Annotated in this window: 22 protein-coding genes; 1 reads left to right on the top strand and 21 read right to left on the bottom strand. The window is 42.2% G+C overall.

The genetic code is table 11. From position 1 onward, the window contains the following. Positions 1-79: 79 nt before the first annotated feature. From HMPREF9446_RS11850 to tsaD, 19 genes are all read right to left on the bottom strand, one after another. On the bottom strand, positions 80-1,210 hold the full coding sequence (locus HMPREF9446_RS11850; protein WP_009125908.1) for a universal stress protein: 1,131 nt from the start codon (positions 1,208-1,210) through the stop codon (positions 80-82). Between the two features lie 80 nt (positions 1,211-1,290). Then, a complete protein-coding gene (locus HMPREF9446_RS11845; protein ID WP_009125907.1) occupies positions 1,291-1,572 on the bottom strand; it encodes a hypothetical protein in 282 nt (93 codons plus the stop codon). Positions 1,573-1,782: 210 nt separating this feature from the next. After that, positions 1,783-2,616 carry a tetratricopeptide repeat protein gene (locus HMPREF9446_RS11840; protein ID WP_009125906.1) on the bottom strand — a complete coding sequence of 278 codons (834 nt, stop codon included), beginning with the start codon at positions 2,614-2,616 and terminating at the stop codon, positions 1,783-1,785. A 10-nt stretch (positions 2,617-2,626) separates the two neighbouring features. Continuing rightward, the gene (locus tag HMPREF9446_RS11835; RefSeq protein WP_009125905.1) at positions 2,627-4,471 is read right to left on the bottom strand and encodes a BatD family protein; all 1,845 of its coding nucleotides are present in this window, start codon (positions 4,469-4,471) and stop codon (positions 2,627-2,629) included. A 22-nt stretch (positions 4,472-4,493) separates the two neighbouring features. Continuing rightward, on the bottom strand, positions 4,494-5,204 hold the full coding sequence (locus HMPREF9446_RS11830; RefSeq protein ID WP_009125904.1) for a tetratricopeptide repeat protein: 711 nt from the start codon (positions 5,202-5,204) through the stop codon (positions 4,494-4,496). Continuing rightward, positions 5,201-6,229 carry a vWA domain-containing protein gene (locus tag HMPREF9446_RS11825; RefSeq protein WP_009125903.1) on the bottom strand — a complete coding sequence of 343 codons (1,029 nt, stop codon included), beginning with the start codon at positions 6,227-6,229 and terminating at the stop codon, positions 5,201-5,203. Before HMPREF9446_RS11825 ends, HMPREF9446_RS11830 begins: the two co-directional genes overlap by 4 nt. 76 nt (positions 6,230-6,305) lie before the next feature. Next, positions 6,306-7,289 (bottom strand): vWA domain-containing protein, encoded by a 984-nt coding sequence (locus HMPREF9446_RS11820; RefSeq protein ID WP_009125902.1) that lies wholly within the window; start codon positions 7,287-7,289, stop codon positions 6,306-6,308. 58 nt (positions 7,290-7,347) lie between these two features. Next, a complete protein-coding gene (locus HMPREF9446_RS11815; RefSeq protein WP_009125901.1) occupies positions 7,348-8,421 on the bottom strand; it encodes a hypothetical protein in 1,074 nt (357 codons plus the stop codon). A gap of 7 nt (positions 8,422-8,428) precedes the next feature. Next, positions 8,429-9,298, bottom strand: coding sequence for a DUF58 domain-containing protein (locus HMPREF9446_RS11810; protein WP_009125900.1), 870 nt, complete (start codon positions 9,296-9,298; stop codon positions 8,429-8,431). 65 nt (positions 9,299-9,363) lie between these two features. Continuing rightward, a complete protein-coding gene (locus tag HMPREF9446_RS11805) occupies positions 9,364-10,359 on the bottom strand; it encodes an AAA family ATPase (protein WP_009125899.1) in 996 nt (331 codons plus the stop codon). Between the two features lie 191 nt (positions 10,360-10,550). Next, a complete protein-coding gene (locus HMPREF9446_RS11800; RefSeq protein WP_009125898.1) occupies positions 10,551-11,690 on the bottom strand; it encodes an HU family DNA-binding protein in 1,140 nt (379 codons plus the stop codon). A 29-nt stretch (positions 11,691-11,719) separates the two neighbouring features. Continuing rightward, the gene (locus HMPREF9446_RS11795) at positions 11,720-11,992 is read right to left on the bottom strand and encodes an HU family DNA-binding protein (protein ID WP_039969301.1); all 273 of its coding nucleotides are present in this window, start codon (positions 11,990-11,992) and stop codon (positions 11,720-11,722) included. A gap of 78 nt (positions 11,993-12,070) precedes the next feature. Continuing rightward, positions 12,071-13,369, bottom strand: a complete 1,299-nt coding sequence (gene rimO / locus HMPREF9446_RS11790; RefSeq protein ID WP_009125895.1) for a 30S ribosomal protein S12 methylthiotransferase RimO — start codon at positions 13,367-13,369, stop codon at positions 12,071-12,073. After that, complete coding sequence (ftsY, locus tag HMPREF9446_RS11785) at positions 13,366-14,325, bottom strand: signal recognition particle-docking protein FtsY (protein WP_009125894.1); 960 nt, start codon at positions 14,323-14,325, stop codon at positions 13,366-13,368. The genes rimO and ftsY overlap by 4 nt, the downstream gene beginning before the upstream one ends. A 197-nt stretch (positions 14,326-14,522) precedes the next feature. Next, positions 14,523-14,681 (bottom strand): DUF4295 domain-containing protein, encoded by a 159-nt coding sequence (locus HMPREF9446_RS18375; protein ID WP_009125893.1) that lies wholly within the window; start codon positions 14,679-14,681, stop codon positions 14,523-14,525. 13 nt (positions 14,682-14,694) lie between these two features. Continuing rightward, positions 14,695-14,883: a 50S ribosomal protein L33 gene (rpmG, locus tag HMPREF9446_RS11775; protein WP_002560155.1), complete on the bottom strand. Its 189-nt coding sequence runs from the start codon at positions 14,881-14,883 to the stop codon at positions 14,695-14,697. A gap of 23 nt (positions 14,884-14,906) precedes the next feature. After that, positions 14,907-15,167, bottom strand: coding sequence for a 50S ribosomal protein L28 (gene rpmB, locus HMPREF9446_RS11770; RefSeq protein ID WP_004291052.1), 261 nt, complete (start codon positions 15,165-15,167; stop codon positions 14,907-14,909). Between the two features lie 121 nt (positions 15,168-15,288). Continuing rightward, positions 15,289-15,756, bottom strand: coding sequence for a CinA family protein (locus HMPREF9446_RS11765; protein WP_009125892.1), 468 nt, complete (start codon positions 15,754-15,756; stop codon positions 15,289-15,291). Positions 15,757-15,782: 26 nt separating this feature from the next. Further along, on the bottom strand, positions 15,783-16,805 hold the full coding sequence (gene tsaD / locus HMPREF9446_RS11760; protein ID WP_009125891.1) for a tRNA (adenosine(37)-N6)-threonylcarbamoyltransferase complex transferase subunit TsaD: 1,023 nt from the start codon (positions 16,803-16,805) through the stop codon (positions 15,783-15,785). A 231-nt stretch (positions 16,806-17,036) separates the two neighbouring features. On the opposite strand from tsaD, the gene HMPREF9446_RS11755 reads away from it, so the two are divergent. Next, on the top strand, positions 17,037-21,500 hold the full coding sequence (locus HMPREF9446_RS11755) for a translocation/assembly module TamB domain-containing protein (RefSeq protein ID WP_039969320.1): 4,464 nt from the start codon (positions 17,037-17,039) through the stop codon (positions 21,498-21,500). Positions 21,501-21,696: 196 nt separating this feature from the next. Here HMPREF9446_RS11755 and HMPREF9446_RS11750 read toward each other — a convergent pair whose 3' ends face one another. Beyond that, positions 21,697-22,830: a glycosyltransferase family protein gene (locus HMPREF9446_RS11750; protein WP_009125889.1), complete on the bottom strand. Its 1,134-nt coding sequence runs from the start codon at positions 22,828-22,830 to the stop codon at positions 21,697-21,699. A 64-nt stretch (positions 22,831-22,894) separates the two neighbouring features. After that, the gene (locus tag HMPREF9446_RS11745; protein WP_009125888.1) at positions 22,895-23,077 is read right to left on the bottom strand and encodes a hypothetical protein; all 183 of its coding nucleotides are present in this window, start codon (positions 23,075-23,077) and stop codon (positions 22,895-22,897) included. Positions 23,078-23,111 lie beyond the last annotated feature (34 nt).

The following is a 23,111-nucleotide window of genomic DNA, read 5'->3' as shown; positions in this document are numbered from 1 at the left end:
GGAATATTGGTATTTAATAATGTTCTTTTCATATTAAACATAATACTGATATTGGATAAATAATACAATGTTTTATTTATCAGCTTGGTCTTCCATAAATAACCAACAATGGCGTATCTGAATGGAAAATCATTTTCCTGGCAATACCTGGATTAAACAGACGAGAAAATATATTCCTTTTGTAAGAAGTCAATGATATTATATCAATATGATTATTTTTAATATATTTATCCAAACTATTAAGAAAATCATCATTCTGCACAACATCATAACAAATATCCAATGACGGATATTGCTTTTGAAAATATTCTTTGATACCACCTAATTTTATTTCACTCCAGGTATCTTTTACATCTGCAAGATGAATTAAGGATACTGAGAATTTGAAAGGTTTCAAGCTATTGATTAAAGAATCAAAAGCAATTAGATCCCGTTGGTCAAAATTAGTGATAAATGCAATTCGCTTAGCCTCAGAAAATTGCTTAAATGGAGTATTTTCAGGAATAGCTAAAACAGGCACACGACTACGTTCAATAACCTCAGCGGTTACACTACCTATTAAATCAATATCTTTCTGGTTCTTGCCTCGAGTACCCATCACAATGATACGAGGACTATATTCCTTAGAATACCGTAAAACTTCCTCTTCAGGAATACCTTCACGTAAAACACATGTATATTTTACGTTAGGAAGCTCTCCAGCTACAACTTTTTCTTTTATCTTATCAGACAAAGCATTTAAATCTGCATGTACTTTTTGTAAGATGTTTTTTACATTCTCTTCATCACTAAGCTGATAATTAAAAACATCACCGTACGGCAAAGAAGTGGCATATATCGGCGTAAAATAAACATGCAATAGTATAACTTCTGCTCCAATATTATGAGCAAAATTGAAACCAAACTCACATGCTTTTAAAGAGTAATTAGAAAAATCAACAGGAATCAGAACCTTATTACCTGCTTTTTCAATCTTAGGATACTTCTCTCCTACTACCTCTTCAGACAACCATGCCGAACTTTCAGTAATTTTTAGGGCATGAGGCAAATCACTTTCTCTAATGCGTACGCGCACACCAGAAGATACAACAGGCTGTATCTGATTCACATTGTGAATATAAGTCTCAATACCCTCATTCTCAAGTACATTTTTGAGAATTTGGGCTTTTGCATACGTCAATATTGCTAATGTTACTAATTTATCTTCCATAAGCTACCTATTTTGAATTTGAAACAAATAAGAAATCCCAATTGTTTTATCAGCAATTGGGATTTTTTTACTTTCTTTTATTAGGCCCGAACGGCTTCTGTAGTTTCACTAGCAACCTCATCTAATATCTTTAAAGCCCGATCCAGAACAGTAGTATCATCTATCATAACCAAACCTCCATCCGGTCCAGGCTCTAGATGAATCCCTACACTTTTACCTTCCTTAAAGTTATGACCACCGAAGAAATTCCTTACTGTATCAACATTAAGTCCAAGTTCATCGGCTATTCTATGCATGCTACCACTAGGTAATGCGTCTTTAATTTTACGAAGCTCATTAAATGTTATTGTTCTCATATTCATAAATTTAATGGTTAGTACTCTATATTTTTATTATCACGCTATAAACTTAAGGAAAAAAAAAGATAAAACAAACTATTTCATTGACTTTTTTCGAAAAGAATAATGACCAATCAGAAGGCCATCATTTTTTTATATATAAAAAGGCTCATATAAGTAAAGATTTAAAGAACCTCACTTATACGAGCCTTGATAATTTTTAGTTAATACCGCTTATATCACTTCTATTGTAGCTGAAGGTACCCATCCCACTTTACCATCTTCCAAACGAATTTCTTTCCATTCACGCATTGAATTATCTTTAATCTCAACTTTATGACCTTCATGCAAGATAAATAAACTCGTACCACTCTCGCTTGGTGTACTACGTACCGTTACACTTGGTGATAATACAATGGCTGAATTACGATTTGTCAACTCACTCTTCTGCTGAGATGCAAAGACATTACTCAATACTACAAAAATCAGGAAAACTATCCCGGCAATAAATCCTGTTTTCTTCCATATGATCTGTTTGGAAAAGAAGAAAAGATAAGAGGATATAAGTAATAGAATAAAGAACACAACCCCACATTTAGCCCATGCATCTACACTCAAGCTATTTATTAATGATTTAGCCCATGAAACAAAGAATATTTCAGGTACTGGAACTACTTTATCAATTGTTTTTGACTGAGCTATCTCTAAATTAGCTCGAATATCGGCATTACCGGGTTGTAATAATAAAGCACGCTCATAATTCAAAATAGCTTTAGCTATATCATCCGCTTTATAATAACTATTTCCTAAATTATAATAAACCTCGGCTGCTTCCCCCTGCTTCAATAAATTTTCATAAATTTGAATGGCAGAGGCATAATCATTTCTCATATATGCGCTGTCGCCTTCAGCTTTCGTAACATTACCCTGCTGTTTTGCGGCAGAAAATTCTGCTTGTGGAACTGCAGCCATAGAATCAACCTGCAATGTATCAGTAGAATCCTGCGCAAAACTATTTGTTGACATTACCAAGCTAAGGGTAAAAAATAGTATTTTCTTCATCATCATACCCTCCCAATTAATGTTTTATTGAATTTTCCATCTTGCTGATTACTTCCAAAGAAGCAGAATATACCTTATCCATGGCTTGATTGTCATCTCCAGGAGCAAAACGGGCAAATTCACAATTATTCAATGTATCAAGGAACTCCTTGATCAATACATCGTTCACACCATAATTACGAAGTTTTTCTTCAATATTATCTTTGGATAATTGAGAAATCGGAATATTCAACTTATCACTGATATATCCCCACAACGCTTTTAGAACTTCGTCATAGAATGCATCTTTCTTATTATCAGCCAATAATTTACCAGCCTGTTTCATTCGTCTTACAGCAACTTTATTGGCTTTCTTAGTCCGCATTCTCGCAACATTAGCATTGGCAGCTATCTGTTTACGATAAACCATGAAAAAGGCAATGAATGCAATACCTGGAATCAAATAAAGCAACCAATACGTCAATGAACCAAAGAAGAAATCACCTCTCTGAACAAGAGCCACCTCATTTTGCTTAATGTAGCGAATGTCCTCATTCAGAATCTTAAGGTCTTCCTTACTTGTAAAATTAGCAATGGTTTGTGCGGCATTTCCTGCTCCTTTTTCTACATGCAATTCATATTCTTCTGTACTCAAAGTCTTGTATGAACGAGTATTAATATCGAAATAGCTAAATTTCACAGCAGGAATCTTATAAGTTCCGGCATTACGCGGAATTGCAAGATATTCAATAACCTTACTTCCTGAAAGTCCCGTATTAGTCAGACGGAACTTATTATCTACTTTCGGGTCATATACTTCAAAATCTTCAGGAAATTTTATCTCAGGATTAGACACAAGCTTCAGATTACCGGTACCGGAAATTACAAGCTTTACCGTAACAGCATCATTTGTCTTTACATTTGTGCTATTGATAGAAGAAGTTATGTTGAAGTCTCCCACTCCACCTGAAAAATCAGCCGGCTTGCCAGCAGGCAAAGATTTTACATCAATAGTCAGTTGAGGAGTCAACAAAGTCTTTTTGACTTCTACATAATTATTTCCTCCATTGAAGAATGCCTCAAATGGGTCAGCCACTTGTGTAGCTTTAGCAATAACCGCATCAAAACGGGCTGCGTCAATCGTTAGTTTTCCGGATTGTTGCGGAAACAGTACAAATTGCCGATAAACGGTAGTCTGATAATTTCTACCTTTATAATGTTCCAATCCCCATCTTCTGTCATTAGGCAGTTCTACCTCTTGCGAATGGAATCCTTTAAAATCGGGTAACTTCACATTATCAAACATACGCAAATCTACCAATGTATATATCTTATATGTAAGCAAGAAAGCTTCCTGTTCATATACAGTAGTTTTATTTGGAGTAACAGTAATAAACAGATCACTATTCGATACTGCCGTTCCTGACGAAGCACGACTTGTTGTGCTACCTTGCTTACCGCCACCATTTTCGGAAGATGCATTATTTGCCTGATCAGCCGGCAACACTTTGATTTGTAGTGAATTTGAAACCATTTGATTACCGTCAGCCGTAATGGTAGCACCCGGAATAGTAAAATTTCCTTCCGTATTAGCCATCAGAATGTAAGTAAATGTAATGCTACTGGTAGAAGTGGTCTGACCATTAATCATCTGTACACTACTCTGCTGTGAGCGACTTGGTCCCATCAAGACATCAAATCCCTTGATAGACGGTGCCCTAAAATCTCTCACTTTTTGTGTGGTCACCGTATATGACAGCCTAAACTGATCGCCCACTGCTACTGCATCGGGAGCAGATGCCGTAAATGACACCTTGTCATCAGCAAAAGCATGCATGCTGGCTATTATCAGCATTATCCATAAGAAAACGATTTTTCTCATATATTATTCCTATTATATTTAATTACCAATCTTTCTCCAGACGCCCGCCTTGAAGAACCTGTTGTTTCTTCACCTTATCTTGTATGTCCTTCTCATCCTGCATTACAGAGTTCAGCAACTGTTCAGCATTTTCTTTTGACATTTCATTGTCTTTTTTCTCCGGTTGGGATTTCTGTTGCTGGTCTTGATTCTGTTTTTGGTCTTGTTTATTCTGATCCTTCTTATCTTGCTCTTTCTGCTGGTCTTGCTTGTTTTGATCCTGATTCTGGTTCTGTTGATCCTGTTGTTGATCTTTCAGCATTTTTTGAGCCAATGCAAGATTATACCGGGTTTCATCATCTTTCGGATTATTACGCAATGACTGTTTATAAGCTTCTACAGCCTTTGCATAATCTTTTTGTGAATGGAAAATTACTCCCATATTATGATAAATTTGAGCCAAGTTTGATTTGCCTTTCTCCACTTTCGTAGCTCCGACATACTGTTCCATGGCTTCCTGCAATTTATTCTGCTGTGTCAAAGTATTTCCCAAGTTAAACATAGATACGGTAGATTGGGGATTGGCTTCCAATGCCTTCCGATAATTTACTTCCGCATCTACATATACACTATCCTTGAAAAAACGGTTTCCTTTACGAATAAAATCACGTTCTGCTTTTTGTGCAGACACTGAAACTGCCATAAACAGCAGCAAAACCATTCCAATATAATTTTTCTGTAACATACGCATCATTTCTTATTTGAAAACAAATGAATGTTGCGGAACAGAGGATTTTTTCGTTCCAATACCAGCATTTCTACCAACAATAGCAGCAAGATAATCCATGCCACTGCTTGGAATTGCTCATTGAATTCCGTATAAACCTGTGTTTCCACATCTGCTTTTGCCATCTTATTGATTTCTTGGCTAATTGCCTTTTGTGCACTATTGGTATTATCCACACGCACATAAATACCATTTCCGGCTTTAGCTATTTCCTGGCACATTTCTTCATTCAAGCGAGTGACGATTACATTACCGTCGCGGTCACGACGATAATCATTGGTTCCTTCCATAGGAATAGGCGCCCCGTCAGGCATACCTACTCCCAAAACATTCACTTGAATGCCCTTCTCTGTAGCCGCTTTAGCCGCTTCCACTGCACCACCTTCATGATTCTCACCATCAGTAATAACAATGATTGCACGCCCTACACCTTCCTGTGGTGTAAAGCTACGGGTCGCCAAATTAATTGCAGCCCCAATAGCAGTGCCCTGCTTGGATATCAATGAAGGATCGATAGACTCCAAAAACATTTTGGCAGAAATATAATCACTTGTTATTGGAAGTTGCGTAAATGCATCACCCGCAAAAACAATCATACCTACTTTATCATTTTGCATCTTATCTACCAACTGCGCAACCAATCGCTTGGCTTTCTCCAAACGGCTGGGTTGTACGTCCTGTGCCAGCATTGAATTGGATATATCCAATGCAATCATTACTTCCACTCCTTGACGCTTCACCGTTTCAAGTTTGGAACCAAATTGCGGACGTGCCAATAATACTGCAAACAGTCCAATGGCAACGAATACCAGCCAAAATTTCACATCCGGACGATATTTTGACACATCCGGCATCAATTGCGCTATCAATTCCGGATCACCGAACTTACAGATAGATTTCCGCCTCCGGTAATTGGAATACAAGTAGAAAGCAGCCAAAAACGGCAATACCAACAACAAGTACAAATAGGCAGGTTCTTCAAATCGAAACATCTTCTTATTTACTATTTTACAATTTACTATTTATATTCTGCCCTATACGGCCCACGCTACACAAAACAAGTCCCTTTTACGGGATTTTCTTCAATATCGAGTTACGTAACAGAACTTCCAACAATACACACAAAAATGCCGCTAACGCAAACCAACGGTATTCTTCCTGACGTTTGCTGTACTCCTTCACGTTCAATTTAGTTTTCTCTAATTTGTCAATTTCCTCATATACCTCTTTCAATTTAGAATTACTGGTGGCACGAAAATAGTTGCCATCCGTTGTTCCGGCAATTTGAGTCAAGGTCTTTTCATCGATTTCCACCGGCATATTGACGTATTGTACAGTACCGCCTACCGGATAAGGATAAGGTGCCATGCCATTGGTTCCCACACCGATCGTATATATGCGGATACCGAAACTTTTAGCAATTTCGGCAGCAGTCAAAGGGGAAATGTCGCCCTTGTTATTGACACCATCGGTCAAAAGAATTATGACTTTGGATTTAGCCTTACTGTCTTTCAAACGGGTAACCGCATTAGCAATACCCATACCAATGGCTGTTCCATCCTCAATCAAACCGCATTTCATGTCTTTAAGCAAGTTCAATAATACAGCATGATCCACTGTAAGTGGACACTGCGTAAAGCTTTCTCCGGCAAACAAAGTTATACCTATATTATCATTCGGGCGTCCGTTGATGAATTCTGCTGCGACATCTTTAGCAGCTTCCAGACGATTAGGTTTCAAATCTTCTGCAAGCATACTCGTAGAAACGTCCATAGCAAGCATGATATCTATACCTTCAATCTCACTATTTTGCCAACTATCAGTAGTTTGCGGACGTGCCAGCACAAGTATTATCAATACTAAAGCAATTATCCTCAACGCAAACGGCACATGCAACAAATAGTTTTTATAACTCTTCGGAGTATGGGCATACACACGGGCATCCGATATTTGAAGCGTAGCCTCACTATTCTTTCGCCTCATAATATACCATACTATATAAGGTATAAGCAACAGCAGCAAAAATAAATATTCAATATTGGCAAAAACCATGATATTTATGATTTAACGATTTACAATTTACGATTGAAGTTACTCTCCTACCTCGCTACTAAGCAAAGTAATTGTATAACTCCAAACCTACATATATCAATGACCCGATTAGTGCTGCAACCAACAACACAATACCTGCGCCAAGCAGTATCTTGGTCCGTAAAGAACGTTTCTCTATAATAGTAATTTCAGCAGGCTGAGGTTTTACATTTTCATCCTCCTTCTCCTTTGTCTCGTTGATGAAATCAATGGCATTAATCAAATTGGCATCATTTTCATTCATCATCGGATTATGTTTGGCAAATTTTACCAAATCGGCTGTCTGGAACAATTCACGCAAATCAGAAATAGCCTCTTTGTCTTTCATTTCCAATAGTTTATCAATAATCTCGGAGGAAGTCATCTCCAAAGCATTAAAGCCAAAACGTTCTTTGATATATACACGAAGGGTATCTGTTAACTCTGTATAATATTCCTTCGGCTCTCCCTTTTGCCAGACCTTCTCATTTTTTATACGCTCAATTTCCTGCATAGCCAATTGATGCGGCGGCAATTTCGGCTCTACCTTCACCTTACGTATAATCGGCTTATTGTCACGAATACGTTTTACAAGATAAATAAGCAACAAAAGGAAAGGAACAAACAATAGCACACAAGCAATCGTAACGTACCAGTCCTCCCATGCAAAAGGTGCTTGCATCACTGTTTTAGGACCAAAGAACTGGTCAGGATGCAATGTATCCACCGGCATGGAATAAACCTTTAAAGCCAAGGCCTTGGAACGATACGGTTTATTGTCAACCGTTACTTCCATGGGCGGCAAATAGTAAAGAGCCGAATCAAAAGAAGTTATCGTATATTCCTGGGTAATCAGCGAACGCCTGCCGTCATTCAGCAGCTGCGTATCCGGTTTGGCCACATCAATAATCTCAACTCCACGCACCAACGTATCGGTATATACAGGAAATACTGCACGCTTATCCGTATCCAATGATACCTGAAGCTTGATCTTCGCCTGCTCTCCAATAAGAATCTGCAGAGAATCAATAGTTGCATCTACCGTTACCGACTGGGCCGTCACCCTGCCTGCCAATGTCACTAACAGCGTTATCAGAAATAAATATCTTTTCATTTTCCGCTTAATTTCGTTTCGCAAACAAATTCATCAATGCCTTGACATAGTCCTGATCCGTACGTACCGACACATTATCGACATTACTTTTGGTAAAGGTTTCATTCAGTTCCGCCTGCTTGTTTACCCACCAGTCATGATGAGCCCGGCGCACAGCGCGTGAAGATGTATCAATCCACTGCTCATGCCCGGTTTCGGCATCCTTTATTTTCATCAGACCAACAGCCGGAAGTTCTTCCACACGACGGTCATAAATCTGGATGGCAACCAAATCATGCTTACGGTTGGCAATGGTCATGGCATTCTTAAAACTATCTTGATCTATGAAATCTGACAAGACAAAAGCTGTACAACGGCGTTTCATCACATTAGTCAGATACTCCAATCCGAGACGGATATTCGTTCTGCGGCTTTCCGCATGAAAATCAATCAATTCACGGATGATATAAAGTATATGCTTACGCCCTTTCTTGGGGGGAATGAATTTCTCGATCCGGTCCGAGAAGAAGATGACACCAATCTTGTCATTATTCTGAATGGCAGAAAAAGCTAAAGTCGCAGCTATTTCGGTCGCCATATCTTTCTTCATCTGCTTTATCGTACCGAATTCCAAACTACCGGAAACATCTACCAACAACATTACGGTCAGTTCACGCTCTTCCTCAAAGACCTTCACATAAGGCTTGTTGAAGCGTGCAGTCACGTTCCAGTCAATGTCGCGTATATCATCACCAAACTGATATTCACGCACTTCCGAAAATGCCATACCTCTACCTTTGAAGGCCGAATGATACTGCCCCGCAAAGATATTATTGGACAATCCGCGCGTTTTTATTTCAATTTGACGGACTTTCTTTAAAAGCTCTGTTGTTTCCATTGATTTATTTAAATAATCTCATTAACAAAAGGCTTGCGCCCCAAGTTTCTGCAATTCCCCAAACATCAGGGCACCTCAACTTTATTCAATATCTTGCTGACGATTTCGTCTGAGGTCATATTGCTGGCTTCAGCTTCATAAGTCAAACCGATACGATGGCGCAATACATCATGTGCCACGGCACGCACGTCTTCAGGAATTACATAACCGCGACGTTTGATGAATGCATAGCTACGGGCAGCCAATGCCAGATTGATGGAAGCACGGGGTGAACCACCAAAACCTATCATATCCTTTAGTTCTTTCAAATCATATTTCTCCGGAAAACGTGTAGCAAATACAATATCCACTATATATTTTTCAATCTTCTCGTCCAGATAGACCTGACGAACTACTTTACGCGCCTCGATAATTTCTTCTGCCTTCAAGATTGGCCGCACATTAAATTTCTCACCATTGATATTCTGACGGATGATCAGCTTTTCTTCTTCCAACTTCGGATAATCAATGACTACCTTCAACATAAAACGGTCAACCTGTGCTTCAGGTAATGGATAAGTACCTTCCTGTTCGATAGGATTCTGAGTTGCCAATACAAGAAATGGCTCAGGCAATCTGAATGTTTCATTACCGATAGTAACCTGACGTTCCTGCATGGCCTCCAGCAAGGCACTCTGAACTTTGGCCGGAGCACGGTTAATTTCATCAGCTAAAACGAAATTGGCAAAAACAGGACCTTTCTTTATTTGGAATGTTTCATCTTTCTGACTGTAAACCATTGTACCGATAACATCGGCAGGCAGCAAGTCGGGCGTAAACTGAATACGGCTATACTGTGCGTCAATCAATGAAGCCAGTGTCTTGATAGCTAACGTCTTTGCCAAACCGGGCACACCTTCCAACAATACGTGTCCGTCGGATAACAGACCAATTAACAACGACTCTACCAGGTGTTTCTGACCTACAATGACTTGGTCCATGCCTGTGGTAAGATTGGTAACGAAAGCACTTTGTCTTTCAATCCGCTCATTCAGTTCGCGGATATCAATTGTTTCAGCCATAAATCTATACTATTTTAATGTTTAATTTCCTTGTTTGTCCGGCTTGATACCGGTAATTATTTTTTCGCTTCCAAAAGTACACGAATAAATTAACCATGCCAACTAATTTTTATTAAAAAAACTATGAGAAGCCTTTAGATTAAGCTACTTTCATAGAGTTTAGGATTTGACAAAAAAGAAGCAGTAACTTTTTACTGCTTCTTAGCCAATTTAGGTATCTTGATAGTAGTACCGAACGGTACGTTATCCGGATTCTTGATTACCCCCGGATTATGTTTCACAATATACGGCCATAAAGCCTTTGTTCCATAAAAACGGAGAGCGACTTTTGTCAAAGTTTCCCCTTCCTTTATAGTATAGGTTGCCTCTGTACCGACAATTGTGTACCCCACAGAATCTGGAACAAATGGTGCAGCAGGTTTCTTTTGTTCTTTTTTAGCTACCGGTTGGGGAACATTCTTTTTCGGTGTATCCTGTTTCTTCGCTATGACAGAAAGACTTTCAGCCACTGTATCAACTTTTACCGGCTCTGCAGTATCTTTAGCGGAAAGAGTGTCAGCCAAAGCCGTTTCATCAGCCGGTTTCTCCACTATCGGTTCAGCTGTTGCTTCCATAACCATTTCAGACGTCATTGTTTCCAGCAAATCCGGATAATACATAAAGACGACAGCACCTCCACATAAAGCCACAACGAAAACCACTATACCAATAAAATACTTCATCGAAGGAGAATCCACTGCTTCCGTTTTAGAATCTGCAGGCTCTTTTTCTATCGTTTGCGGGAAAACCTCCGACGTAGTTTGCGGAAGCAGTTCCGTTCCTTCCTGCACCTCCCCTTCTGCGGAATCTGCCATTTCCTCAGCCTTTGTATCCTTAACCAATACCTTCCCAGTCACTTCCGCCTGTTCGGCTATACGGGTTGGAGAAATCTCAGCTGAATTCGACACGACTTCCTCTTCCTCATCATTCTCATTCTCATTTTCAAGAAGAGTATCCTCAAGTACCGTATTCTCATTGAGGACAACAGTCTCAAAATGCGAAAAAGGTCTATTGATAACCTCCTTCAGGCTTGGTTCCGGAGTAAAAGTTACTTTTGTATGGCCTTGTATCTCAATTCTTTCCCCCGTATTCACATTGACGCTCTCACGACTTTCCACATCAATCAGCTTGAAAGTACCCAGCCCCTTTATCTTCACATACTTATCTTTCTCCAATGACTCTTCAACCAGCAGAAAGAATTCTTTTACAAAGCTGTCAGCGTCCTTTTTGCTCATGCCATGCTTTTCAGCAAGTAAATCTATCAAGTCCTGTATATTCAGTTTCTCATTCATATTATATGGGAAGAATTAAAAAAGGAAGACTATTTAAACTTATCTTTCAGCAGCGTGCTGGGTTTATAGGTCAGCACCAATTTCGGAGGCACCAACATACGTTGTCTGGTGGTCGGATTCACAGATATACGTTCTGCTTTCTTCTTTACTTCGAATGTACCGAATCCTTGTATGGATATGACATTACCCTCTTCCAGCTGCCGTGTCATACTTGACAGTAGAGATGTAACCAGTTCAGAGGTATCTTTCAAAGTGTACCCCAACCTCCGCGACAATTCAGAAGTAAACTCTTTGTTATTCAAAATACAAACTTTTAAATTGAACTACGGTGCTATATTAGCAAAACTTCGCCATATATACAAGAAGTTCGGGAAAAATCTTTAAATAATACGGCCAAAAAGGTCGAAATCATCGGAATTAATCACTTCTACTTGGTAAAAGTTACCTATATGCAAGGTCTCGTCTTCACATTCAATCAAAACTTCAGGATCTACTTCCGGAGAATCAAATTCCGTACGTCCGACATAATAATCCCCCTCCAAACGGTCTATTATTACTTTCATACGCTTTCCGACCTTCGCTGCACTCAGTTCTGCAGAAATACCTTGCTGAATCGCCATCAATTCATCCAGACGAGCCTGCTTGACTTCCCGAGGAATAACATCCTCATATGTTGCCGCCGCATAAGTTCCCTCCTCCTCAGAATAAGCAAAAGCCCCCATTCTATCGAAACGCGCCTTGCGTACAAACTCTTTCAGTTCTTCAAAATCGGCCTCCGTCTCTCCCGGATGCCCCACCATGAGCGTTGTGCGTAAATGAATACCGGGTACCTCCTTGCGGAATCTCTCTATCAGCTGATATGTCTCGGCCTTAGTGACATGACGACGCATCTTTCCAAGCATATTATCACTGATATGCTGCAAAGCTATATCCATGTATTTGCAGACATTAGGCCGTTCCCTCATTACCCGGAATAAATCTTCAGGAAAATGAGCCGGATAGGCATAATGCAGACGTATCCATTCCACTCCCGGAATATCCGATATACGCTCAATAAGTTCAGGCAACATCTGCTTTTTATACAAATCCACACCGTAATACGTCAATTCCTGGGCAATTACCTGAAACTCTTTTACACCGCCTGCCACCAAGTATCTTACCTCATCCAGAATTTCTTCCATCGGGCGTGATACATGCTTGCCGGTAATGATAGGAATGGCACAATACGAACATTTACGGTCGCAACCTTCTGATATTTTCAGATAAGCATAATGTTTGGGAGTAGTCAGCGTGCGTTCAATATGCAATTCATCATGATAAGCCTTGCCCAAATCCTGCAACAGTTCCTTCCAATTGAATTTGCCATAAAATTTGTCAACTTGCGGTATTTCAATGGCCAGTTCTTTTAGGTAGCGCTCTGAAAGACACCCCATGACATACAGTTTCTCCAAACCACCTTCTTCCTTGGCCTGCGCAAATTCAAGAATCATATTGATGGATTCCTCCTTGGCGTCACCAATGAAACCGCAGGTATTAATCACCGCTATCTGGCCTTTCGGATGTTGGGCATCATGCGTCACATGGTAGCCTGCCTCTTCCAACTGACGCATCAGATGTTCCGAATCCACTAAATTTTTAGAACAGCCTAAAGTAATAATATCTATGGTCTTCCGTTTCATGCGTTCCCTCCAAACAGTGAATCAACAAATTCTTTCTTGCGGAACACCTGCAAATCTTCCATGCCTTCGCCCAAGCCGATGTATTTGACAGGAATCTTGAACTGGTCGGATATACCAATTACAACACCACCCTTAGCCGTACCATCCAGTTTGGTGACAGCCATGGCAGTAACTTCCGTTGCCAAAGTAAACTGACGTGCCTGTTCAAAAGCATTTTGTCCCGTAGATCCATCCAATACAAGCAATACCTCATCGGGAGCTCCAGAGACCACTTTCTTCATCACATTCTTGATCTTAGTCAGCTCATTCATCAATCCCACTTTATTATGAAGACGACCGGCTGTATCTATAATCACCACATCAGCATGATTGGCTACAGCCGAGCTTAACGTATCAAACGCTACAGAAGCAGGATCAGACCCCATTTTCTGCTTAACGACGGGCACTCCTACCCGCTCGCCCCAAATCATCAGCTGTTCCACGGCAGCAGCACGAAAGGTATCGGCAGCACCCAAATAAACAGACTTGCCGGCTTTCTTAAATTGATAAGCCAACTTTCCGATGGTGGTTGTCTTGCCCACACCATTGACTCCGACTACCATAATAACATAAGGCTTCTTCGTAATCGGCGCCTCAAAATCATCTACGTCATCCGAATTGTTTTCAGTCAATAAAGCAGCGATTTCATCGCGCAAAATCATATTCAGTTCTTGCGCATTCATATATTTTTCGGCAGCGGCACGTTTCTCTATACGTTCAATTATTTTCAACGTAGTTTCCACGCCCACATCCGAGGTAATCAATACCTCTTCCAGATTATCCAGAACTTCATCATCGACTTTTGACTTTCCAGCCACTGCACGAGCTATCTTGCTGAATACACTCTCTTTGGTCTTAGATAATCCTTTATCTAATGTTTCCTTCTTTTCCTTTGAGAAAAAACTAAAAAATCCCATACTCTAATTGTTTGTACAATACATTATTATCACAAAGATAATGCAAAATAAACACCTATCCCTGCTTTTTCGCAAAGATATAACAAAACTGACGAATAATAAAAACTTCGTCCCCTTTTTAAAAAGAAATCCCCTTGCCGGCATTTACGGCAAGGGGACCTTTATCAGTTTCAGCGCCTTACGGCTCTGTATTTATCTTATTTCTTGAAAAAGTCTTGTACTTTTTCGTTTTGTACCATTTGTTCATCAAAGATGTAAGCACCTGTTTTCGGAGACTTCACCATTTTGATAACCTTAGTATAAGCACGACCTTCTTTAGATCCTTCGTGCAAACTTGCTACTGTTTTCTTTGCCATGAGTTATACTCTATTATTTGATTTCTTTATGTACTGTCACTCTCTTCAAGATGGGGTTGTATTTTTTCAACTCCAATCTCTCTGTGGTATTTTTTCTATTCTTCGTCGTAATATAACGAGAAGTTCCGGGCATACCGCTATCCTTGTGTTCTGTGCATTCCAGAATCACCTGTACTCTGTTACCTTTTGCTTTCTTTGCCATAATCAGTAATTCTCCTCTACTTTTTAGCCAATAACTTTAATGCTTTTCCAATCACAATAACCTTTAGCTACTGCATCTTTCAAAGCAGCGTCCAGTCCTTTTTTATTAATAATGCGCAAGCCGTTAGCGCAGATGCTAAGGCTGATCCAGCAATCTTGCTCTACATAGTAGAACTTTTTGTTAAACAAGTTCAAATCAAAGGTTCTTTTTGTTCTTCTCTTTGAGTGTGAAACATTGTTGCCAATCATGGCCTTCTTTCCGGTAATTTGACAAATCTTTGACATTTCTATCTTAATTTTATAGTTTTCTTTTATGCCTATTTCAAACAGAGCGCAAAGTAAGCACTTTTATCATTACCAAACAAGTTTTTCATAAAATAATTCACTGTATGATAGCAATTTTTCCTCATTTCAGCCTATCTCTAAGCATAAAAAGAGCATTTTGAATCGCTTTTTGCACATTTCCCGCTCTGCCGAGGTCTCCTTCCTGCTTCACGGCCATAATTTCATTTTTATAAGCAGCGGCAATCCATACAGTACCCACAGGCTTTTCCGGAGTGCCTCCTCCGGGGCCTGCAATGCCCGATGTAGCCACTGCACAATCCGTTTTCAGCGTTTTCATCGCACCTTTCACCATTTCCGTTACGGTCTCACGGCTGACAGCGCCATGTTTTTCCAAGGTTTCGGCTGAAACATGAAGCAAAGACATCTTCACCTCATTGGAATATGCCACGATTCCACCGTTGAAATACTCCGAACTTCCCGGAACGGAAGTTATCAAGGCGGCTATTCCTCCACCCGTACAACTTTCTGCGGTGGAAAGGGACAATTTCTTCGATTTCAGCAATTCTCCGATTTCTTCTTCCAGTTTCATACCTTATTATATATAGCAGCACATATTTACCCCAAGGTGACCCGCGAATAAGCAGGCGCCTCCATTGGGCAGAAATCCTTGTCCAGATACTTGAAATACCCCGTAATGGCAATCATGGCCGCATTGTCCGTCGTATAGCTGAACTTCGGTATAAAGATATTCCATCCATACTTTTCCGCATGTTCACGGAAGGCATTGCGCAACCCGTTATTGGCAGAAACGCCTCCGGCAACCGCTATTTCCTTAATCTTATATTGCTTAGCCGCCTTACGCAGCTTATCCATCAAAATATCCACGACGGTCGCCTCCAGAGAGGCAGCCAAATCCATCTTATGATGTTCGATAAAATCAGGATCCTCTTTCATCCAGTCACGCAAGGAGTACAGGAACGAGGTCTTTAGCCCGCTAAAGCTATAGTCCAGTCCCGGAATGTGCGGTTTACTGAATGCATAAGCCTTCGGATTTCCCTGACGTGCCAATTTATCGATGATAGGACCGCCGGGATACCCCAGTCCCATTACTTTGGAACATTTGTCAATGGCTTCACCTGCCGCATCGTCAATGGTCTGCCCCAGAATCTCCATATCATTATAAGCCTTCACCAAAATTATCTGAGAATTTCCACCGGAAACCAACAGGCAAAGGAAAGGGAATTTCGGTTGTATGTTCTCTTCTCCTTCAGCTTTAATAAAATGAGCCAACACATGCCCTGTCAAGTGATTAACATCTACCATGGGGATTCCCAAAGAACGGGCAAACCCTTTGGCGAAAGATACCCCCACCAACAAAGATCCCATCAAGCCGGGACCACGTGTAAAAGCTACCGCGCTCAATTCCTCTTTAGCCACTCCGGCGCGTTTCAAAGCTTCATGCACTACCGGAACTATGTTTTGCTGGTGCGCCCGGGAGGCCAGTTCGGGCACCACACCGCCATAAGCCTCATGCACGGCCTGGCTGGCCACTACATTTGAAAGCAGATAACCATCCTTGATGACTGCTGCAGAAGTATCGTCACACGAAGATTCTATTCCTAAGATTATTGTACTCATAGTGTTTATACGTTTAAGTGTTGCAAAAATAGTGATAAAGTACGATGTTATGTCATTTTACGTAATAAAAGTACTGTTTATAACGTATTATTTCCTATTTTTGTTGGCTGAATCTAAAATTCACTGCCTATCAGAAAACTAAAAAAGACAGTACGCTGGGTACTCGGTATCGTGCTGGGAGTGTATATCGGTACTATTCTATTACTGAACATACCTTATGTTCAGGCAAAGATTTCTGTACTTGTCTCTAAAGAACTTGTTTCTGTATTAGGCAGTAACATCACCATCAAGCGAATAGATATCGGGCTGTTGAACCGCATTATCATTGACGACCTTTTACTGAACGACCGGTCCGGGAATGAGATGCTGAAGATAACCCGCCTTTCGGCTAAATTTGATATTCTTCCCCTGTTCAACGGCAAAATATCCATCAGCAACGTACAATTATTCGGTTTCAATATCAATCTGGAAAAGGAAACTCCCCAAGCCCGACCGAATTTTCAATTTGTGCTGGATGCGTTCGCTTCTAAAGATACCGTACAGAAGAAGAGTAATCTGGATCTTCGCGTCAATTCCCTGCTGATACGCCGTGGAAAGGTTTCCTATGATGTCCGTTCCGAAAAGGAAACCCCAGGAAAGTTCAATCCCCGACACATCCGTCTGAAAAACATTATAGCCAACATCTCGCTGAAGGCACTGCAAAGCGACTCTATCAATGCCGCCATCAAACGTTTAAGCATCGAGGAAGAACACTCCGGGTTCGAATTGAAGAAATTAAGCTTGAAAGTGGTCGGCAACAACCAACAAATGAAGATAGAAAACTTCTCCATAGACATGCCGCACACTTCCTTGGCGATGGATACCATACGCATGGAATACGACAGCCTGGGTGCTTTCAACAATTTCGCTCATGACGTACGTTTTTCCTTCCGCATGCTCCCCTCCCGGATTACGCTACAGGACTTGTCGGCCTTTGTCCCGGCATTCAGTCCCTTCAAAGAGAAGCTGCAAGTAGAGGTAGAGGCCAACGGAACCATTAACCAGCTGAACTGCCCCCGCCTTGCCATTTCTGCAGGCAATCATTTTCATCTGCGGGGAGATATGTCCCTGCAAGACCTGTCAAGTCCGGAGAACGCCTATATTTTCGGTAATTTGTCCAGCTTGTATGCCGACCCGGAAGGAGTCGCCTTCTTTGTCCGCAACTTGAGTAAGAACTACAACGGTGTCCCTCCAGCGCTGCAGCATCTGGGAAGTATTTCATTCCGTGGAGAAATCTCCGGTTATTTCACAGACCTCGTAACTTACGGGCAAGTGCGTACAGACATCGGTAGCATCAAGACCGACCTTAAATTAAGTTCGGACAAGGAGAAAGGATATTTCGCCTATTCAGGTGCCGTAAAAACAAAAGACTTCGAATTGGGCAAGATGCTGGGAAACGATAAATTCGGCAAGGTAACTTTCAATCTGGACGTCAACGGCAACCATAAAGAGAAGCAATATCCTTCCATTATCCTGAAAGGGCTGGTCGCTTCCTTTGACTATAGTGACTACAACTACGAAAATATCACCCTGGACGGAGAGTACAAACAAGGCGGCTTTACCGGAAAGCTGGCGTTGGATGACGAAAACGGTTCGGTCATGCTGAACGGTACCATCAACACGGCAAGCCGGGTACCGACTTTCAACTTCCTGGCAGATATCAGTAGAATACGTCCCCATGACCTCCATCTGACACCCAAATACGAAGATACCGAAATATCCGTAAAAGTAAAAGCAGACTTCACCGGCGGTTCCATCGACGAGATGAACGGTGAGATCAATATAGACAGCCTTCAGTTCCATGCTCCGGACAAGCACTATTTTCTGGAGAACTTGAAAGTGGCCGCCATCCGCAAAGACGAAAAACAAAAACGTCTGACCGTCACTTCCAATTTCCTGCAAGGAAGCATCGAAGGAGACTACTCCTACCGCACCCTGCCCGCCAGCGTACTCAATATTATGCGGCGTTACATCCCGGCTTTAATCCTGCCGGACAAAAAGACGAGGGAAACGGAGAACAACTTCAATTTCGATTTGCACATTTATGATACGGAACTGTTGTCCACTGTTTTCCAGATTCCCATAAAGGTATATACACACTCAACCCTTAAGGGATACTTCAATGACAAGGTTCGCCGCCTGCGCGTAGAGGGCTACTTCCCCCGTTTGCGCTATGGAGAAAAGTTTATTGAATCGGGAATGTTGCTTTGCGAGAATCCCGGTGACAAGTTCCATGCACGCCTGCGGTTCACCAACCGGAAATCGAGTGGCGCCGTCAATGTGGCCTTAGAGGCGCAGGCGCAAGACGACTGCGTGCAGGCAACTCTGGACTGGGGCAACAGCAGCACTGTAACTTATAGTGGAAAGTTGGCTACCGTAACCCGTTTTATCCGCCAACAAGGAATAGAGGATGATAAAAAGCCCGCACGGCATTCCGGAAGAAAAGAGACGGCCCCATTGAAAACCATTGTCGATATCCAGCCCACAGACATCATTCTGAATGATACCTTGTGGAAAATACATCCGTCACAGGTAATGCTCGACTCCGGAAAGATACATATCGACAATTTCTATTTCAGTCATAAGGAACGCCACCTGCGCATCAACGGCACAGTATCCAAGCAACCTGAAGATACGGTGCGCCTCGACCTGCAGGACATAAATATAGGATACGTATTTGACATCGCAGACCTCGGCGTCAATTTCAAAGGAGAAGCCACCGGCCCCGCATTCGCCAGCGGAGTACTGGAGACTCCCGTAATGAGCACCGACTTGTTCATCCGTAACCTCGGATTGAACGAAGGGTTGCTTGGTGACGCCCACATCCATGGAGAATGGCACCATGACGTGAAAGGCATCTACCTTGATGCCCGGATCCGTGAAAAAGACATTGCCAAAAGCCATGTGCACGGTTACATCTATCCCATAAAGCCTACCAGTGCACTCGACCTTCAGATTGAAGCAGACAGCACCAACCTGAAGTTCATACACCATTACATGAGCAGTATCACTCCGGAATTTACCGGGCGTGCTACCGGACATGTCCACTTCTACGGCAAATTCAAGGCACTGACTATGGAGGGGCGCGTGTTCGGCGACGCTTCCATGAAAGTAGATGTGCTGAACACTACATTCTCCGTAAAGGACAGTATCTACATCGAACCCGGCGGCCTGACTTTCAAGGACAACCGCATTTTTGACACGCAAGGACACCAGGGCAGGATGAACGGGTATCTGCATTACCGGCATTTCAAGAATCTGGAATACCGCTTCAATTTCAATGTCAACGACATGCTGGTCATGAACACAAAGGAGTCTCCCGACTTCCCGTTCTACGGCACGGTCTATGGTACCGGGAACGCAACCATTGCAGGCAACGCCCTGGATGGTGTCAACATAGATGTGGCCATGACCACCAACCGCAATACGAACTTTACCTATATAAAGGACAATGTATCTACCGCCATCAGCAACCAGTTCATCAAATTTGTGGACAAGACGCCGCGCCGCGCCGTACAGGATTCCATCCACCTTTCTGATTACGAAATTGCACAGAAAGAGATAGAGGAAGATAAAGAAAGCGACACGGATATCCGTCTGAATCTGTTGGTGGACGCTACGCCGGACGCTACCATGAGAATCATCATGGATCCCATCGCCGGCGACTACATCAGTGGAAAGGGAACCGGAAATATACGTACCGAATTCTTCAACAAGGGAGATGTGAAAATGTTTGGCAGTTACCGCATCAGCCAGGGACTTTATAAATTCAGCCTGCAGGAAGTGATCCGCAAGGACTTCGTCATCAAAGACGGAAGTACCATCGCTTTCAACGGAAATCCGTTGGATGCCATTCTCGACATACAAGCCAGTTATACGGTCAACTCCGCCTCGCTGAACGACCTGTTGCCCAGCAGCATGACTGCCGACAATACACTTATCGGCCAGACCAACGTCAAGGTAAACTGTATGATGAACCTGACGGGACAGCTGACCTCGCCCACCATCAAAATGGGAATTGAACTCCCCAACGAACGCGAGGAAGTACAAGCTATGGTGCGGAACTATATCCCCACGGAAGAGCAAATGAATATGCAGATTCTCTACCTCCTGGGAATCGGCAAGTTCTATGCATCCGAATATGCAGACGCCACCAATTCCAACATGATGTCCAGCGTACTCTCTTCCACCCTTTCGGGACAGTTGAACAATGCCCTCTCAAGCATCATTGACAATAATAACTGGAACATCGGTACCAACCTCAGCACCGGTGAAAAGGGTTGGACAGATGTGGAGTTCGAAGGCATCCTTTCCGGACAACTGCTGAACAACCGGTTGCTTATCAACGGTAACTTCGGCTATCGTGACAACCCACTGGCAAACACTAACTTTGTAGGGGATTTTGAAGCAGAATGGCTGGTAAACCGCTCCGGTGACATCCGCCTGAAAGCTTATAACGAGACCAATGACCGTTATTACACCCGTACCAATCTGACCACACAGGGCATCGGCATCATCTTCAAGAAAGATTTCAATAAATGGAATGAACTGCTCTTCTGGAACAAATGGAAACTCAGACGGCTGAAAGCCGGACAAAGCAAGAAGGACACTCTTTCTACCGGCAAGAAGATTCCCGTCAAGAGTCCCGAACGGTGATTCCGTATTCGCATTCTCCTTCAAAATCCGTTCAAGCCGCACGGACATGTATTCGCACGGCTTGAACATATATTCAAAGCCTGCGAATATATATTCACAAGCTTTGAACAGAGATCTTACTTAAGAGAAAAGAAGTTTCCTTCTTGCATTAAAGACTTTTTCTCTTAGCATCGAAGACTTTTCTTACTTACATCTTTCATAAGGTATCCAGATTAAGACACGAATACGGAGAAGCCGATTTCGGATAGCGCAACTCATCCATGGCAGTTTCTATACAACGCAAAATTCTCCAATCACAACTACGCACCCAATAACGGAAAGAAGTATCCGGACGATAACTCCCGGAAAATGCCAGCAAGCGTTCCAAATCAAATCCATCAGAAATAACTCCTGCACCGCTACGAGCCGCATCATAAGCGTTACAATCCTGTTCGATATGGGCGGGAACCATCAACAGAGGTTTACCCAGGTACATTGCTTCACAAACCGATTCGAATCCGGCTGTTGTGGCGTATGCCTTGCATCCTGCCATGTAACGCAGGAACTTCACGTCATCAATCTGATGGAAAGTCAGCGTTTCGTCCACTCGGCAGACCTCTTCTTCATCCTGCTTGTCCCAAAAGAAATGAAGCGGTACTTCGGGATGAGCCCCATGCCATATTTTGATATTTTCACCAAAGCCGGCATTGACCATATAGCCGTGAAGATAGTCTCCCTGTGTACCCTCGCACGAAAGGACTTCTTTGCGCAACAATGGCGGAACCACACGAACATGTGCCGTTCCATCATCTTCCATCTCCCGGAAGGACAGTGCCAACTTTTCCTGTGCCCCTATGCAAGTGAGACGGGTAAAAAAACGCAGTAAGCAAAGATTCAAACGGTTCTTGCCGGGAAATTCAAAATCGCGATGAAGAAAAAGATACTGATGCCCGATACTGATTTGAGGCACGGCGGGCCGGTACAACAGATAAGTCAGCCCCGTGAGCAACTCATAGAAATTGATGACAAGCTCCGCCCCACTCTCCTCAATGCGGGTATGTATATAGTGCATACTCTTTATATAGGTCGGCAATTTCATGACATTGTATGCCACACTACGTGACAGGCTGGCACGCTTGTTGGCGGTCGTAGGCAAAAAATTGGGACTCAAAAAACGCTTCACCGGTGCCTGGATGCTGCGGTTGAAGAAACCGGGCAAACGGCGTGAATTGCTTTTGCCTACCAATACCTCCACAACCTCGTATCCGTTGCGGCGCAACAAATCTTCCATGGCAATGGCCTGGGTAAGATGCCCCCGGCCTTCTCCTTGAACTATAAAAAGAACTTTCATCAGCTATAAGTTATTAGTTACGGTAAATGTCGTACTTACGCATTACGGGAAAATGTAAAGGATATCAGACAAACTCTTCTACCATATACATGTCACTGATGAAATCGTCAACGATTTGTTCCAGATTCTCGCAGGCTTCGTCCGGTGTTTCACCATAAGCGCTGCACAAAACGTTGTTCATGAAATAAGCGAAAAAGCCACCGCCGGCTGCCGCCTCTACGGTATAATCATTTCTGTTCAGTTTCATATTCGGGTCTCCTTTCTTTTTTACACTGCAAAAA

This window comes from Bacteroides fluxus YIT 12057, assembly GCF_000195635.1.
Taxonomy (GTDB): domain Bacteria; phylum Bacteroidota; class Bacteroidia; order Bacteroidales; family Bacteroidaceae; genus Bacteroides; species Bacteroides fluxus.
Note: the sequence above shows the minus strand (reverse complement) of the source record. Positions and strands in the feature narration are given on the sequence as shown.